The sequence below is a fragment of the Leptospiraceae bacterium genome (genome assembly GCA_016708435.1).
In the GTDB taxonomy this organism is placed as follows: Bacteria; Spirochaetota; Leptospiria; order Leptospirales; family Leptospiraceae; genus UBA2033.
In genome coordinates this window covers 124803-141195 of sequence record JADJFV010000007.1, presented here as the reverse complement: position 1 = coordinate 141195, position 16393 = coordinate 124803, and the positions used below count along the sequence as shown (strand labels likewise).

Here is a 16393-nt window from a genome sequence, read left to right as displayed (position 1 = left end):
ATGGAAGAACTTTTTAAGAAAAGCGCAAACTATGAATTATCCAGTCCATCTTCGTCCGAACACTCTATAAGCTTTCAATCACTACCGGATATTATAAAATGTAAATTAATTGAATATAGAAACCATCTAGAAAGAAGCAATCGTTTCCGAGACGATGCGGATATTTTCACCTGGGATAAGTTTTTGAAGAATCTCCCGAAAGAAGAGGAAGAAAATAAATTTCCATTTTCAAATTTACTCAGAAGTATTTATTCTTATCCAATTGAAATTAAGTTCGAGAAGTATTTTTGGACAACTCTCGTCGGATTAGATAGAGACTCTCTAAATACTTTTTTAAAAAACTTTCCTTCTAAACTAAGAAATCAAATTGAGCAACAAATACAATCTAGTTCTCTTACGAACACGGAGATAGAGAATATTCGAAAAGCCTTTTTAGGATTTATTATTCAATTAAAAGAATACAATTATCCTTTGCCCGGAATCGAAGAAGAATTAATTACAAAAGAAGAGCTAGAAAGACATTCTCAGTTTTTTAATAGCACAATACTTTCTTTATCTGACGAAGAACTTGGTTTGGTATTTCGTGAACTAGATGAAAATACTATTCTAAAATCAATTAAACCTGCTTCACAAGAATTACAGGATAGAATATTAAATCTTCTGAATCAGGATTCTTATTTAAATTTGGATTTAGAGGTAATTGGTTATATACCGCGGAACACCATGCAAGAATCGCAAAGCCTTTTCCTTTCTGTCCTTGACAAGTTGAAGGAAATGAATCAGGGTTTTTAAAATCAATTATACGAAACTAATACTATCCGATGCAGATATTCTTTTTATATAAAAACTATATCCAAAGTAATTTTCTTACGTTAGTGGAAATATCCCCAATATTGGGGATATTTCTCTTTAAAAAGCTTCTTTTTTGTAAAATCTACCTAATTTGGGGTATTGACAAACGTAAAAACAATGGCTATACTCACTTATGCTGTTAAGTTTAAATTATGAAGTTTTAACTCTTGGTAAATCTACCAAATTTCCAAAATACTGCGAGGGGAGAAAATCTTTGATTCTAAATAATAAAAATCTTCAAACGGTGATTGCTTGTTTGTGTTTAGGGATTGGATTTTTGATTTCTACGACGATAAGTGCAGAAGCAAAAAAGCCATTGAACGACAAACCGAAGCGTAAAGGTCTACTTCTGCAAGCTGATGATCCGGACGATGCAAGGCGTTGGGCAATTGTCATTGGTGTGAATGATTACAATGATGTGGCTATTGGCAAATTAAGCAAAGCGCGTAATGATGCAAAGATTATTGGACAATTGTTAATGGAGCAGGGAGAGTTTGGAAAGGTCTTTGTAATGACAGATGATGTAGATGCAAAGAATACTTTATATCCGACTCGAATCAATATTGAAGAAAAATTAGATATTATTTTATCGAGTGCGGAAAAGAACGATACAATTCTTTTTTTCTTTTCCGGTCATGGCGTTTCTGATTCAAAAGGAGAAGGCTATATATTACCTGTAGATACGGTGTTTGATAAGGTTACGTATTCCGCGATTAAAGTAAATAATATAATTGGAAAAATAAATGAAAAGGGAATTAAAAAATCTCTTCTGATATTAGATGCATGTAGAGATGTAATTACAAGCACGAAAGGAAATCAAAAAGAAGGACTCCAATCAGATAAGTTCGCAAAAGCAGAAGTAGCCGCTACTTTCTTTTCTACTAAGTCCGGTTATTATAGTTTCGAAGATCCGAAATCAGACTTTGGAGTATTTACAAAATACCTTGCTTATGGTATGGAAGGAAAAGCTGATTCTAACAATGATGGAATTGTTTCATTCGGTGAGCTAGAAGACTATGTGCAAGTAGGTGTAAATGAATGGTCACTTGGAAACAATAAACAACAAAAACCTTTTGTTAAGTATTATAAAGAAAAATATGGCGACCTTCCTATTTCCGTGAAAGGAAGTAGAACGAAAAGTCTAGTAGAAGAGAACAATTATAATAAGACAAAAATGAAAATGTCTTATGTATGGAGGTCTGCAATAGTTCCCGGCTTTGGTCAATATGTAGCCGGAGAGAAATGGCGGGGAGGAAGTTATTTTGTCTTAGGACTTGGTTTTCTTGCTAATTTTCTCACTCATCAGAAAGAATTTAACTCAGCGCAATCTGCGTATAATAGTGCGTATGCGATTCCGGGCTCCTCTTTTTTCCCGATGTATTTCAATCAACAAAACAAAAAGTCTGACTTGCATTCAGCAGAGGTCTCTTTACAAAGTGCGTATTTTCTACTGATTGGATTTTGGCTTTGGAACATATTCGATGCCGCGGTACTCACTGAGGCTGAAAAACCAAAAGAAGGAATAGGTTTTCATTTTTATAGAGAGCCAATTCAGACAATGACAAATGCAAAGAATTTGCCTGAATACAAGCTAGAAAACAAAGCAGTTTTAGAATTTACTATTCATTTTTAAGGGAGCCTATATGAATCAAACAATAAAAATTATCATGGCGACAGTTGTCATAAACCTAATAGCTTGTTCAGCGAAAGCAAATTATAATAATCCTACAGATAATGTGGCTTTGCTTTTAATGCAGTTGATTTCGCCTTTGGTGGGCAATTCAATAACAATCAACGGAGATACAGCGGATACTACGCCGCCAGTTTTTGCTGGTCTAACTTCAGCGACAGCAGCAAGTTCAACATCCATTACTCTCAATTGGGCTGCTGGCACTGATAATATAACTCCTCAAGAAACATTGGTCTATGATATATATGCCGCTACAATCTCCGGTGGGGAAAATTTCTCACTGGTTAGTTTTTCTTCAACGGCTGGTGCTGTCACATATACGGTTACTGGTCTAACGGCTAATACTGCGTATTATTTTATTGTTCGAGCTAGAGACTCTGCTGGGAATAGGGATTCTAACATTGTGCAGAAAACTGCCTTAACAGCACCACTACCAACCGTAACTAGTATATCCCCTACAACAGGAACAATGGGTACGCCTATTACAATTTCAGGAACTAATTTTGATACAACTCTCGCCAATAATATAGTGACCTTACCAAATTGTACTTTGCAAGTTGTATCTGCAACAAAAACACAAATCGTAGCGATACCACCAATTACGGGAGAATGCAACAGTGGAGGTATTACTGTTCAGACTACTTCCTCCAATATACCTAGCTCTTCGTACGGAAATTTCTCTTATTATAACACGATTCTATTTTCTGGAAATAGTAATGGAACAATAACTTCATTTTTTATAACGGCTAATGAAGCATTTGCTGGCTTGAAAAAAATCTACACTTTTAGTAGTAATCCACAGATAAAGCAATTAAAACTTGCAACAAATAATGAGTATTTATATTATTTGGGAACTGTTGCTGGAGGTGTTTTAAAAATAGGTGGAGACGGTAATTTATCCGACTTCACAGGTATCGGTTCGACAAATTTTGTCACTGGGGGGCTTTCAATGGAATACTATCAATCAAGAATATATATTTCTGGATTGTCATCTGTTCTTGAACTTAATCCCGACGGAACTATCAAAAACGGAGCAGGTTTAGGTATACCAACAAATGCTTATTTAAAGATATCCTCATATGGTTCATACATTTACGCAGCTACTGGTGGAACAATTTACGTTTATGCACTGAGTCCTACTGGTTCAACATCGTATGTTACGTCTATTCCAGGAGACTATGTTTTTAAGGATGACTTGGAACATTTTCTTTATATTTCCCAAAGCGGGACGATTTTTTCTTATTTAATATGGTCAGGTGGTTTTTTCTCTCAAGCCAATCCTCCTTATTCATATAACTTTTATCCTGTAGGAACGTTATTTAAAACTTCATATTCAGTGCCGGGATGTAGTGGCTTCCAGATTCCTCCAGTATCTAAACAAGGAATCATTTTTTGTGGTTCTAACTGGGCAACATATTCTGCTACAGGACAGATTGTCTATTCAGGCTCTGTTTCAATGAGTCAATCTACTTATATCGATGACTCGGAAGGCATACTTTATACAGCCAATGGCAATAATTATTATAAGAAGAAAATTTTTGGTGGAACAGAATTAAGTTCATCAACGTTGGGTTCATCAGCAGAAACTTCTAACGCTATTATCGTGGTGAAAAAATATAGATAAAATTTATACCTGTTACTTCCAGTGTTTTTAGACTAAGTCAAGTGATTGCTAAATATGCAAGTTTTTGAGCGCGTTGAATTTGCTTATATCATATCTATGATTCAAAAAAGCAAAAGTTGATTGGTCTATTTTGCTAGGCAATTTTCTTGTTGCTAACCATCGCAACAGAAACAGCCAGTTCTATGATAATCGTAAAGAAATACAAATGAGAGAATGACAAAACAAACGAATACAAATATATAACCCAATTCCCTAACCGCAATCTAACCCTGACCTAAAAGCCACATAAAAGCCGAATTCGGCTCGAAGATTCCTTCTACGTGGCTTTCATGTCGGTTCTAGAACACTCGTCATTACTACGCAAACAGCAAACACTAAAAATCCCGAATCCCCCTTTACTCAAACAAAACAAAAGGCTAGAAATAGAAAAGATCAGTGTTGTTTCAAGAAAGATCACTGATGATTTAGAAAAGATCAGTGATGTTTTTAAAAAGATCAGTGATGTTCTACATTTTTAAACACAGAGAATCTTTTTTTAAAGAGAGCGTAACTACTCAGTCTGTTTTGCCACAGAGGCATAGATGGTTTTAGTATTTTACCGCCGTTACTTACTGCCTATTTCGTTAGGCTATATACGTTAGTGGAAATATCCCCAATATTGGGGATATTTCTCTTTAAAAAGCTTCTTTTTTGCAAAATCTACCTAATTTGGGGTATTGACAAACTGAATTTTATTGGTCATACTGAGTCTCAATGAAACTGAGAAGAGGTATTCTATGAACAATACGAAACAGCAATGTGGACTCCTTGCATTGGAAAAAAGTCGAGAGAGTGAGATTGTATTCAGCCGCTGCATTCGTAGGAATGCGCAGCTTTCCAATTTAAGTGAATGCCAGAATTGTCCTAACTTCCGCGATGCAAGTATGGATTTTCTTTTGAACGATGACGAGATAAATGAAACTTAGACAAAATTTCCCATTTTTAATACGATAGGCGATATATAGTCAATATTGATGAGATTTTCACTGAAATGAGATTTTTTTTTGTAAAATATCCTCAACCTTGAGGATTGACAAACCCAAAAATAGCGGGCATACTTAATTGAGATCAATGCTAGATAGATGAAAACAATTACCAAAAATGGATTCCGATTTTAAAGTATATAGTTCTTTTTTGGTAATTGGGAATAATTTCTTTCTTGGATATAGGCGGAGCTTATTCACGCGAAGTGGTGCATAGCTACAAAGCCAATTTACTTCCACGCATTGACCTTTACAAAAAGGAGATTAAGGATGAAAAGTTTTTTGATGCAGTTTTTGGTGACAGCCGGTTTACTGATCTTGATAAACTGTGCTACAGCATTAGAAGAGAGAAGACCTCTCACATACAATAACAAATTGTATTTGAATTACAAAGGAAAAAATATAGTTGCGGAGCTTACGGAAATTCCAAAATATTCTGTGATTGCAGCAAAGAAGACACCAAGCATTTGCGTTGAGTTGGAATGTAAGGGAGAAGGGAGTGATAAAGTTTGCGAATTCAATGAAAAAAATCGTTTTTTCGGATTACCCGTTCATTATTTACCGGATGATACATCTAAGCCGCTACGTGCGGATTTTTCTAATCCTACTGCTAGTGTAACAGAGGCAGCAAAGACTAAGGCTGATTATGCTCTCATAGAACTTTTAGGAGATAAAGCAGATGGATTAATACGTCCTAGGTATTTCATTACCACTAGTTACGAAAAAATAGGGAGAGAGATTTTAAATCTAAAGCCTGCGTGGTTGCAACTGGTATGGGGTATTTTTATACAATGGCAACTGCTACCGAAGCGGCTAAAGGCAAAAAAGAAAAAGAGTTAGATTTGAAATTAGAAATAAAAGGCGTTCTACCGAGCAACTAAACTCACGAGGGAAAAAATGAGAATATTAATATTAACAATTATGATTGGATTAGGCTTTTCTTGTGCATCTGTAGGAGAGGCAAAAGAAAAGAAAATTGAGATTACAAAGAAAATGGAAGGAGAAAAGTTAGAAGGAAGTTTTAATCCAAGAGTCATTCAAGAAAAGTATGTCTTGAAATTAAAAAACAGGCAAAAAGGAAAGCAGCAATGCGTGGATTTACAATGTAGAAGATTCTTGGCTGACCCTAAAAAGCCTGTTTTCATTGACTGCGCTTCGGCGGATAATACCTATTACGAATCAATATCTACAATACAATATGCTAACTATGAAGCACCTGTTGTCATGAATCCCAATGATTCACAAAAACCAGTCACGCCGGTAGCGGTTGTGACGAATGGCTTATATGGAATTAAAGAAGGTCCGAATGATCCGGTGATTAACTATGCAATTCAACAAGCTAGAAATAAGTCTGATCTTTTTTTATTGAATGAAGATTTTACAAATGGTTATGCTATCTTTGATCCATATTACCAGGTTTCTACTGACGTAGTAGACAAAGGAGGAAGTGTTACAGTGAAAGCATGTTCGACTGTATCCGCAAGGGCAGTGGAACTTATTGCGATTGATGCATCGGATACAGGTGACGAAGTTGCCCCTGTGAAAAAGGGAAAAAAATGAACGGGCGATTCTATAAAACCGGTTTAGCCATACTAATTATTTTAATTAGTATGGTCTCGAATTGTATGACCACTGCCGATTTGCATAGAGCTTTTACTTATGAACAAAAATATGATTCAAAAGAAGACTATGAAATAATGGCAGATTACGCTGTAGGCATTCCCGATACGGAGTTTGAGGATTGGTTGGCAGGGGTAGATGACCCGAATCGTGTGAAGAGTGGTTTATTGTTACTTCCTAGGTGGATGATAGGCTCCTATTATGGAATAGGCAAAGGTTTCTCTGAAATGTTTATAGGACCTGTTGTTACAATAACTACTCAGAATGACTTGGAATGCTCCAAGGTCTATGGACTTCTTGACTCAGCACGTTGTCTATTGTATAAAAGCAGTGGGAATAGAATATTAGACACTTTAGCTGTGGTTCCAAAATTAGGTTTAGGTTACGTGCTAATTATTCCAACTATGTTTCAGCATTGGATTGCGCCTTGGGGAGCGGTTTTTTTTCCAAAGGTAGCCAAAACAGTTGCGAATAGAAGAGATGAGGCAAGAGGCGAAACGGAAAAACTTCGGACAATCAACGAAGAGTCCTCTACCGAAGAAATGACTGCAGGTTCTATAATCGAAAAACAATCTAAAGGTATCAAGAAAGTAGGAACTCAAATAAGTGCAAATACTCCTAGTGTTCCCGATAAGAATTTTTTTGAAGGGTTGTTTGGTGGGTTTAGAAAAAAAAGAGATGACTCTAATATCGTATCTGAATCGGCTAAAACATCGAATGAAACTACAAAAACAGAATCCTCTGATGGCTATTTTAAATATCAGATCAAGTCTGCCAAATTAACAGTGAAAGTAGATGGCAAAGAACAAGACTAGGTTACTTTTCTTTTTATTCAGCTTGGCATTTTTAGATGGGGGATGTTTACAACAAGAAAGATCTGTCTCTCTTCTAAAATGTCCTGCTGGTTTTACTTCGATTGCAGAAGTATGTTGGGAGAATTCCCCTGCAATCGAAATGAACTGGAGTGCCTCTTTGTATTGCAAAGAACAAAACCTTCATATTCCAAGTCTTGCTGAATGGGAGAGTTTTTATAAATTCAATGGGGATAAGATGCATTTTGCGGAAACTGAATTTTTTTGGACATCTTCTGAAAAAAGAGATGGTGATTACATTCTGTTTTCCCCGCTCACGGGAAAGGTATATGAAGGCTATGTATCTCCGGGCTCTCTGCATCCTGTAAAATGTGTTGGTAGTTCTCAGGAAGTCGCACAACTCATATTACCAGCAGAAAAAGAAGAAGTAAAAGAAGAGAAAGTTCCCAGTAAATCTACGAAAGACAAAAAGCCTATTTTTGAAAACTACGGTGATAATCTAGAATTAAAAAATGGAACTAGACTAGAAAATGTGCACACAAAAGTAAATCGCGATACTGTGCAAGCTTTCTTTAAAGATGGGTCTGCAAAGACTATTCTCAAAAAAGAAATTAAGTCATTAATAAGAACGCGATAAACAGAAGACAAATTAATCTTACAGGAAAAGGATTCCATGAATTATACTTTGAAAAATTATTCTGCACTTTTATTTTTTTTATTTCTTTCGGGATGTAAATACTTTGAATCGAATAAAGACGAAAACATTTCATTCCCTTCTGAATTAAAAATTCCAGCTCTTGTGATTATAAATGTGGGAAATTCTTTCAGCAACGGTAAAAAAATCAATTCAAATGAAACAATTGATTTAACCAGCAAAATAACTGTGAATGAAAACTCATTCTTAGATCTCCAGATCTTTGTTGGTGAGTTAAACAGTGTTATACGTATCAAAGGGAAAGCAAGCTTTCAAATGAATGCCAATACGATAGGCGGAATGACTAGTCATACTGCCAGGTTAGATGTTGGCTCCTTGCTTATTAATCTGAAGAAAATGAAAAATAGGGATATGTTTCAGGTTGTAACTCCTGTTCTATCCGTTGGAGTAAGAGGAACTCAGTTTCAAATTACAGTGGCGGATAATGGTAATTCTCTTTTACAAGTCACAAAAGGAGAGGTATCTGCTAGAGTAAGAGTTCCAAGTGTTGATTCATTACTCGACAGAAAAATTTTAACAGAAAAAGATATTTTAAATCAAATCATAATCCCATTGCAAGAAGAGAGAATTTTAATAGCAGGCGAACAGATTTCTATAAAGCAAAGCGATGTAAGCAATGTCTTGAGTAAGGCAAAGATGAGCGAATTGGTAAATAATTTGGAGACAAATAAAGGCGTTGCAAACTTGGACCAAAATTATAGAGTTATAGTTGATAATTTTCAAAACAGCTTAAATCAAAAGAATGTAAAGCCTGAAGCAATTTCCACGGTTATGAGTCAGGAGTTGAAAGCTATTCTAAGGCAAGCGGCTAATGACAGGAAAACGATTCTTGATTTTGAATTCAGTGAGTTAAATGGAATTGATGAAAAATTGATTCGAGATGGAAATAAGGTTGGAATTCAAAAGGCAATTCAAGATCATCTTGCAGAGCATAATGCTAAATATCTAGAAAGAATTGAAACCATTTTAGGAAAATCAGCAGAAACACTTGTAACAAAGGATGGAAGAAGGATAAGGGGAGTTATCTTGCAAAAAGGGGATGATTTTATTGTAGTGACTCCGGAAGGAGAAATTCTTATCCCGGAAAAAGACTTTAAAGGAATCGAATTCTAAGTTCTAGAGTTTAATTAATAAGAAAAATCCACTTTCTTTTTTTCTTTACATTTTTAAGGAATGAAATATAAATGCGTTCTTTAAGAATGAGGAAATAAATGTTTGACAAACCATTAGAAGAAGACCTATTAAATGCCGCGGGAAGTGGTGACTTACCAAGAGTAAGGTCTCTTTTAGAAAAAAAACAGGCTGACGTAAATGTTCAGAATAAAGAAGGCTCGACACCACTTATGCGAGTTGCCACGTTTGGGCATCTGGCAATCTTACAGTATTTAATTGGCAATTCGGCAGAGATTGACCTTAGAGATCAGCATGGATTCACAGCGCTTATGCTTGCTGCAAACAAAGGTCATTTAGAAATTGTAAAATATCTAGTCGAAAATAAGGCAGACCCAAATGCGAAAAACAAAGATGGCTGCTCTGTTCTGATGCTTGCTTCTTACAAAGGACATCTGGATGTTGTAAAATATCTTTTGCAAAAAAAGGCAGACATTAACGCAAAGGATAAGAAGGGCTGGACGGCACTCATGTTTGCCTCTTCGAATGGAAGTTTAGATGTGGTGAAGTATCTCTTAAAAAACAAAGCCGATGTAAATATCCAAAACAATCTAGGGCTTACCGCTCTCATGCGAGCTTCTTCTTTTGGACATTTGGAAGTAGTAAAATGTCTTTGTGAAAACAAAGCTGACTCAAAGGTGAAAAATCAAATTGAGTTCGATTCCCTTATGCTCGCGGCTAAGAGTGGACATATCGAAGTTGTAAAATACTTTGAAAGCCTAGCCTGAGAATTCTAAAAGCCCTTCCTTTTTTAAAAATACTTGCCTCATAGCTAACTCGATAAATATATGTTACGTGAGGTTAGGGTATTGCAAAAATCCTCTCCTAACCCTAAATTCAATTATACATGAAACTAACTCTTCAAACTAAAATTTTAATCGGCATCCTAATTGGAAATATTTTAGGTGCAGCTCTATTCGGTTCTTTTTTTCTGAATACGTTAAAAGCAATTGCCATACCTCTCGTATTTTTCATTGTAAAGTCTGTCGTAAAGATTAAACTAAATCTTCAAACAGAGATTTTAATCAGTATGCTCCTCGGAGTTATTTTTGGCTCCATTGCCATCCATTATCGACTAGTAGAATTCACTGCCATGTATGTAAAAGCTTATGGCTCAGTTTTTATAAGTCTATTAAAGGCAATTGCAATTCCATTAGTGTTTGTTTCTTTAGTGAAAGGAATTTCTAGTCTGAGTGATATGTCGAGACTTTCTCGTTTAAGCATACGAACGATTATCCTCTATATGTCTACTACGGTGATAGCTATTAGTTTTGGTTTGCTTTTAGTAAATATTGTAAACCCGGGAAATTCCTTCTCTGAGGTTAAAAAACAAGAACTCAGAGCAAAATTTGCCAAAGAAGCAGAGGCAAAAACGGAAGACGCAAAAAAAGTAAATGATCGTCCACCTCTACAGTTCTTACTCGATTTCATTCCTGATAATATGTTCAAAGCAGCAGGGGATAATTCTAAAATGCTACAAGTCATATTTATCGCGATTATCTTTGGTGTTGCGATGATTATGCTTCCCGACAAAGATGTATTGGCCTTTAAGAACTTTGTCGATTCTCTGAATGAAATCATTCTAAAGGTTATAGATATTATAATGCTCTACGCGCCTATGGGTGTGTTTGCGCTTATCTCTTCGCTGCTCGTTGAATTTGGTGGAAATAATCTTTCTGATGCACTTGATTTATTTATCGCACTCGGGTCTTATTCTTTAACGGTAATTGTTGGTTTAATGCTGATGCTATTTTTCATTTACCCTTCTTTGATTTTCATTTTTACAAAAGTAAAACCATCTCATTATTTGAAAGCTGTGATTCCAATTCAGATGGTTGCTTTTTCTACTAGTTCAAGTGCGGCTACACTTCCAGTTACAATGGAGCATTGTGAAAAGAGTTTGGGTATTTCAAAAGAAGTTTCTAGTTTCGTATTACCAATTGGTGCAACGATTAATATGGATGGAACTGGACTCTATCAATCTGTTTCCGCCGTATTTATTGCACAAGTATTTGGCTATGACTTAACCATGCAACAGCAGTTAAATATCATATTAACCGCAACTCTTGCATCAATTGGAACAGCGGGTGTTCCGGGTGCAGGCATTGTAATGCTAGTCATTGTGTTGAATGCAATCGGAATTGCTACTGAGGGAATCGCACTTATCTTTGCAGTGGAGCGGATACTCGATATGTTCCGCACCGTCGTAAACGTTACAGGCGATGCAGCCGTTGCAGTGATAGTTGACAGTAAAGACAGAGAGAATACAGTGTAAGGCATTTCCTACAATAGAACTTTCTGCAGTGCTAAGAATGCCTTTTCCTGCTCTAGGAGTTTCTTCTTGTTAGCCTCTTCTCCGAACAGGACACGAAAATCCTCTACAAAGTCTACGATTTGCTCTGTGGAAAAGTTTTTACAAATAAGAAGGTATTCCTTTGAGAAATACTGAACAGGTCTCAATCTAAACTCTCCAAAGCTTTTATATCTTCTATATCTTGTGGTCTTCCGCTCTCTCTTTTCATGTCGATTAAGTCTTGCTTTGCGATTACGCTTAGTTCAATATCTGCGTGTCTCATGATAGTAGAACTCATATCAGCTAAGTCTTTGTGAATGAGAATATCTATGATTTCGCTTGGGTTGTTTGGATTGTAAAATGACCATGCAATTAAATTTTTTTCTTGAATAAACATGTCACGGTTTTTTAAAATCATATCTGCATCGACTGGAATTTTACTCACGAACCCAAGTGATTTTAAAATATCCTCGCATAGATTCAAATTCTTCTCACCTAAATCTAAAACTAAATCCACATCTATCGTTCCTCGAACAGCCCCATGAAGCGCCACTGCAAATCCTCCTGCAATTGCATACTTCAATTCATGCTCATTGAATTCTTTGCAGAGCCGAGTTAATAACATTATCCTATTCTAAACTTTCAACGGAATGAGCAATACTTTTTTTATTGACTCTAATCTTTTTAGTTTTAATTTTTTTTAATAAATGATTTGTCGTTTAAGTCAATGATTTCTTGCACGATAAGACTGAGTAGAGTAGTGAGAGCAGGGCTGATTTTATCTTTGAGAGAAGAATAGATTTCTTTGGCAACGCTTTGGTCGTTGGAAATTACTTTAGATAAACATAGATCACTTTGGGTTTGATATTCTTTCCACCAAGTATTAAACTCTTCTGCTTTCAATTTATCGGATTGGGTTGAAACTAAAGATTGAAGGTTTTGAATTTCGGTAATGATTTCAGAATCTATTTGATTTTTCTCTGACTTAAATTGTTCTGTAATTCCTCTCGGGTCATCGAAGAGTGCTGTGATTAAAATTCCACGAATACTTAAAATAGATTCAATTAGCTTTTCTACAGTCTTTACTTTGGGGCTAACATCTTTAAACCCCGGAATGGTAAATTGAGAAATCAGAGAGTTAAGAATTCTACTTGCGGTAAATGTGGATAATGTCCTCGCATCAATTTCTTTTACGGTTGAAATTTGAGAGTCTAAGGCTTTAGACACATCGACTACTTTTTTGTTTGATTCGGATAATAGAGAGTTTGCGCTATTAAAATTCTCAGTAATCAATTTCATGCTGAGTTCTAAATTAGAAAAAGAAGTAAGGAAGTCATTTGAATCTTTTAAAACATTGGTGATTGAATTGCTAACATTTACATAAGTCTTATGCGCTGCTTGAATTTCTTGTTCCGAATTTTCAGCTAGCATTACAGAAGAGGTAACATTTATTTCTGTTAGCTTTGCCTGTTCTTGCATTTCGAGGATTCCACTTGCGATTTCGCGTGATATGTCAGAATTTCTTTTGGCAAGTTTCCCCATTTCCTGTGCAACAACTGCAAACCCTTTTCCAACTTCTCCTGCATGTGCAGATTCAATTTCTGCGTTAAGCGCAAGCATCCTTGTGCTTTCAGCAATTTTGATTAAGTCTTTGGAATGCGCTACTAAAAATCCATACTTTGCCCAAAGGTCACGAATGGTAGTATTTAATTCTTTGTTTTGTTCAACCAATTCTGCAATCAAGTAAACACCTGCTTCCATTGTCTTTGCGCCACTTTGTATTTTGCTTTGGATATCATTCGAAGACTCTAGAACGCTGTTATTTTTATCTGCCATAGTTCGAGTCTGTAAATGAATTTCTTTGACTTCGCTTGTTACATTTTGCATTTCTTCTGAAAATTGGTTTATCTTTTCTAGGTATTCGTCCATTACATTTCGAATGGTGATTAAGTCATGATTCATGTTATGAGTCTGATCTACAATCTGCTTCATATTCTGGTTTACAATGGAGGAAGAACGGCTTACTAGTCTGAGAATTAATGTGAAGCTTGTGAAGAATTGTAGAAAGGATTGGAATAGGGGAATGTGATTGAATTTTTTCTGAAATCCTGCAAGTTGGATTGCTAAGTCCCGATTTTTTAATTTACTAAAGCTAGATTCAAAAAAAGTTCTAAGTTCAAACTGCCGAAATAATTTATTCAATCAAATATCTCCAATTCCGAATGCTTTCGTAGATGATTTCTATTTAAGCACAAATGTCAAGGATTATCAGCAAATTACCTAGCTTTAGGTTTAAAGATTTTTACTAGACACTTTATAATTTATTGATTGATTTTGACATACATTATTCTAGTTTAACAATAATTCAAGGGTAAGATGTTAAACAAACTTTTCACAAACGAATTTCTTCAGGATACAGATGTCCACGATTATAAAAAGGGCGATGAATTAATCTCGGAAGGAGCTGCTTCTAACGAAACAATGTATTTCGTTTTAAATGGTTCTTGTGCAGTGTATAAAAGACAAGGAGATACGCCTGTTCTAATAAACCAATTGAAAGCAGGAGATTTTTTTGGAGAGATTGCCCTTATTTCTAATCAACCCAGAACTGCAACGGTAACGGTCGATTCAGATACTGCCAAATTATTATTATTTAGTAAGAAAAAATTTATTCAACAAACAGTTTCAAATCCCGTCTTAATGTTTTCTATTTTGAAAGCAGCTATTGCTCGTTTTCTCCGTGCCGATGTAAATTTTGAAAACACAATTAAAGCAATTCCAAATATGAAACCAGATTTAATTGTAAAATTAAATCAAAACCACGTTAAACTTGTAAATATAAAAGCACTCAATTATATTCACTCTCTGCCCATTTTAAATTTGGGAAAGAATTTAAAAATCTTTACAGAGACTAAGGATGCTAATCCACACATGTATTTTATTCTACGCGGAACGATTTCTCTTTTAAAAGAGCATCATGGTAAGAATGTGGAAGTAGCAACGCTCGAACTAGGACACTTTTTTGGAGAGACATCATTTATTAGTGATACTCCTTATACATTGTCTGCTATTACAAAATCGGATGATGTTAAATTGGTTCAGATTGATAAAGTAGCATTTCTTAAGATTGTAAATTTGCATCCTGAGTTTTTGTTCAATAATCTTAAGAATACAATTTGGAAGTTAATCAATACCGAGAAAGCAACGTTTAATTTAAAATCAAAAATCATGAAGGACGGACCTTCTGCTTCTACAGATTTAAAGATATATAAAAAAGGCGATTACATTATCAAAGAAGGAGATGCTTCTAACGAGACAATGTATTTTATTTTAGAGGGTTCATTTGCTGTGATGAAAAATCGTGGTGAATCAATCGAAGAAGTCAACGTTCTAAAATCGGGTGATTTCTTCGGTGAACTTTCTCTTATATCCAGCCAGCCTAGAACGGCAAGCATTCAAGTTAAATCCGAAAGCGGCAAATTGCTGTTATTCAGTAAAGAGAAATTCATTCAAAAGACAAAAGAAAGTCCCGGTCTTATGTTCTCTATTTTAAAAGCTACCATTGCCCGTTTGATACGCGCAGAGTCTTCCATTGATAAAATCATCAAAGCACTTCCAGAGCTTGATCCAGCATTAGCTACTCGACTGAATGAGAGTCGGGTTGACAATATCAATGTTTTTAATTATGTTCATAATCTTCACAATCGTATCATGCTTCGGGGGGATAAGATTTATTCCGAAGGCGATAAGGGTGATGGGTCTATGTATTTTATTTACGAAGGAACTGTGGCTGTTATTAAAAAATATCACAAAAAGAATATGAAGATTACGACATACGAAAAAGGGGATTTCTTTGGAGAAACTTCTATCGTAAGTGACTCTCCCAGGTCTCAGACAATGATTACCGTTTCGGAGAAGGCAAAGGTTGTTCGAATCGACAAAGATATTCTAATGAAGATAGTCCATATTAGCCCCGGATTCTTGTTTAGCTTACTTAGAACTGTAATCTGGAAGCTTATTATTGCAGAGAAAGCATTGTTTAAGCTGAATATGAAAGTGGATGATATTTACGAGAAGAAAGATTAAAGATTATCGCCGACTTTTATAGATTGGCTGTCGGATGAGAGCGGATGGAAGCTTGTCTAACCTTTGAACAAAGACTTGAAAAGGACATGAAGGATTAAAAGTCTAGAAGGGTTGAAGGATTGCAAAGAGTCTAATTTAGCTATTAGCAATTTATTATGAATTGTCATTATTCTGGTATTTGCTTTAATACGTTTATGAAAACTCAAATCTTGAAATTTGTCATCCTAATCATTTTATTGAACTTCAAAATATTTAGTCAGGAAGAAGATGTAAAAGAATTAAAAGAAAAAGATGGAAACCTCAAAAAGCAAATTTATCAATTAGAGGAAGAGCAAAAAAAAATAAATCAAAAGATTCAGGAGATAGAAAGTAAAAAGGAAAATAAATCCAATCCTAATTCTTCTGAAGAAAGCAAACAGGAAAAAGCAAACGAAGAGATCTTTTTAAATTAGAAGAAGAAATTGTTTTTATAGCAACTAAGAAAAAACAAAGAATTAGAGAAGCACCCA

The 16393-nt window shown here is 35.3% G+C and carries 15 protein-coding genes; 13 read left to right on the top strand and 2 right to left on the bottom strand.

The genetic code is table 11. The features are described 5' to 3' along the window. From IPH52_12510 to IPH52_12460, 11 genes are all read left to right on the top strand, one after another. The gene (locus IPH52_12510) at positions 1–792 is read left to right on the top strand and encodes a hypothetical protein (GenBank protein MBK7055849.1); all 792 of its coding nucleotides are present in this window, start codon (positions 1–3) and stop codon (positions 790–792) included. Between the two features lie 193 nt (positions 793–985). Further along, complete coding sequence (locus tag IPH52_12505; protein ID MBK7055848.1) at positions 986–2485, top strand: caspase family protein; 1500 nt, start codon at positions 986–988, stop codon at positions 2483–2485. Between the two features lie 10 nt (positions 2486–2495). Continuing rightward, positions 2496–4166 carry a fibronectin type III domain-containing protein gene (locus IPH52_12500; GenBank protein MBK7055847.1) on the top strand — a complete coding sequence of 557 codons (1671 nt, stop codon included), beginning with the start codon at positions 2496–2498 and terminating at the stop codon, positions 4164–4166. Positions 4167–4942: 776 nt separating this feature from the next. Continuing rightward, a complete protein-coding gene (locus IPH52_12495) occupies positions 4943–5131 on the top strand; it encodes a hypothetical protein (GenBank protein ID MBK7055846.1) in 189 nt (62 codons plus the stop codon). A 327-nt stretch (positions 5132–5458) separates the two neighbouring features. Continuing rightward, complete coding sequence (locus IPH52_12490; GenBank protein ID MBK7055845.1) at positions 5459–6028, top strand: hypothetical protein; 570 nt, start codon at positions 5459–5461, stop codon at positions 6026–6028. Between the two features lie 57 nt (positions 6029–6085). After that, positions 6086–6748 (top strand): hypothetical protein, encoded by a 663-nt coding sequence (locus IPH52_12485; GenBank protein ID MBK7055844.1) that lies wholly within the window; start codon positions 6086–6088, stop codon positions 6746–6748. Then, the gene (locus IPH52_12480) at positions 6745–7623 is read left to right on the top strand and encodes a hypothetical protein (protein ID MBK7055843.1); all 879 of its coding nucleotides are present in this window, start codon (positions 6745–6747) and stop codon (positions 7621–7623) included. The genes IPH52_12485 and IPH52_12480 overlap by 4 nt, the downstream gene beginning before the upstream one ends. Continuing rightward, positions 7604–8257, top strand: coding sequence for a hypothetical protein (locus IPH52_12475; GenBank protein ID MBK7055842.1), 654 nt, complete (start codon positions 7604–7606; stop codon positions 8255–8257). Before IPH52_12480 ends, IPH52_12475 begins: the two co-directional genes overlap by 20 nt. A 36-nt stretch (positions 8258–8293) precedes the next feature. Next, positions 8294–9448: a FecR domain-containing protein gene (locus IPH52_12470; protein MBK7055841.1), complete on the top strand. Its 1155-nt coding sequence runs from the start codon at positions 8294–8296 to the stop codon at positions 9446–9448. Positions 9449–9546: 98 nt separating this feature from the next. Beyond that, positions 9547–10233, top strand: a complete 687-nt coding sequence (locus IPH52_12465; GenBank protein MBK7055840.1) for an ankyrin repeat domain-containing protein — start codon at positions 9547–9549, stop codon at positions 10231–10233. A gap of 119 nt (positions 10234–10352) precedes the next feature. Then, the gene (locus tag IPH52_12460; GenBank protein MBK7055839.1) at positions 10353–11780 is read left to right on the top strand and encodes a dicarboxylate/amino acid:cation symporter; all 1428 of its coding nucleotides are present in this window, start codon (positions 10353–10355) and stop codon (positions 11778–11780) included. Between the two features lie 181 nt (positions 11781–11961). Here IPH52_12460 and IPH52_12455 read toward each other — a convergent pair whose 3' ends face one another. Together IPH52_12455 and IPH52_12450 are read right to left on the bottom strand one after the other, a co-directional pair. Further along, positions 11962–12423, bottom strand: a complete 462-nt coding sequence (locus tag IPH52_12455) for a hypothetical protein (protein MBK7055838.1) — start codon at positions 12421–12423, stop codon at positions 11962–11964. A 65-nt stretch (positions 12424–12488) separates the two neighbouring features. Then, positions 12489–14000 (bottom strand): MCP four helix bundle domain-containing protein, encoded by a 1512-nt coding sequence (locus IPH52_12450; protein ID MBK7055837.1) that lies wholly within the window; start codon positions 13998–14000, stop codon positions 12489–12491. Between the two features lie 174 nt (positions 14001–14174). On the opposite strand from IPH52_12450, the gene IPH52_12445 reads away from it, so the two are divergent. Both IPH52_12445 and IPH52_12440 read left to right on the top strand, forming a co-directional pair. After that, a complete protein-coding gene (locus IPH52_12445; protein ID MBK7055836.1) occupies positions 14175–15884 on the top strand; it encodes a cyclic nucleotide-binding domain-containing protein in 1710 nt (569 codons plus the stop codon). Positions 15885–16078: 194 nt separating this feature from the next. Beyond that, positions 16079–16336 carry a hypothetical protein gene (locus tag IPH52_12440; protein MBK7055835.1) on the top strand — a complete coding sequence of 86 codons (258 nt, stop codon included), beginning with the start codon at positions 16079–16081 and terminating at the stop codon, positions 16334–16336. Positions 16337–16393: the final 57 nt, after the last annotated feature.

Excerpts from the sequence above, each read along its gene's own strand:
- IPH52_12510 (MBK7055849.1), top strand. The coding sequence starts at position 1 with ATGGAAGAACTTTTTAAGAAAAGCGCAAACTATGAATTATCCAGTCCA.
- IPH52_12505 (MBK7055848.1), top strand. The coding sequence starts at position 986 with ATGCTGTTAAGTTTAAATTATGAAGTTTTAACTCTTGGTAAATCTACC.
- IPH52_12500 (MBK7055847.1), top strand. The coding sequence starts at position 2,496 with ATGAATCAAACAATAAAAATTATCATGGCGACAGTTGTCATAAACCTA.
- IPH52_12495 (MBK7055846.1), top strand. The coding sequence starts at position 4,943 with ATGAACAATACGAAACAGCAATGTGGACTCCTTGCATTGGAAAAAAGT.
- IPH52_12490 (MBK7055845.1), top strand. The coding sequence starts at position 5,459 with ATGAAAAGTTTTTTGATGCAGTTTTTGGTGACAGCCGGTTTACTGATC.
- IPH52_12485 (MBK7055844.1), top strand. The coding sequence starts at position 6,086 with ATGAGAATATTAATATTAACAATTATGATTGGATTAGGCTTTTCTTGT.
- IPH52_12480 (MBK7055843.1), top strand. The coding sequence starts at position 6,745 with ATGAACGGGCGATTCTATAAAACCGGTTTAGCCATACTAATTATTTTA.
- IPH52_12475 (MBK7055842.1), top strand. The coding sequence starts at position 7,604 with ATGGCAAAGAACAAGACTAGGTTACTTTTCTTTTTATTCAGCTTGGCA.
- IPH52_12470 (MBK7055841.1), top strand. The coding sequence starts at position 8,294 with ATGAATTATACTTTGAAAAATTATTCTGCACTTTTATTTTTTTTATTT.
- IPH52_12465 (MBK7055840.1), top strand. The coding sequence starts at position 9,547 with ATGTTTGACAAACCATTAGAAGAAGACCTATTAAATGCCGCGGGAAGT.
- IPH52_12460 (MBK7055839.1), top strand. The coding sequence starts at position 10,353 with ATGAAACTAACTCTTCAAACTAAAATTTTAATCGGCATCCTAATTGGA.
- IPH52_12455 (MBK7055838.1), bottom strand. The coding sequence starts at position 12,423 with ATGTTATTAACTCGGCTCTGCAAAGAATTCAATGAGCATGAATTGAAG.
- IPH52_12445 (MBK7055836.1), top strand. The coding sequence starts at position 14,175 with ATGTTAAACAAACTTTTCACAAACGAATTTCTTCAGGATACAGATGTC.
- IPH52_12440 (MBK7055835.1), top strand. The coding sequence starts at position 16,079 with ATGAAAACTCAAATCTTGAAATTTGTCATCCTAATCATTTTATTGAAC.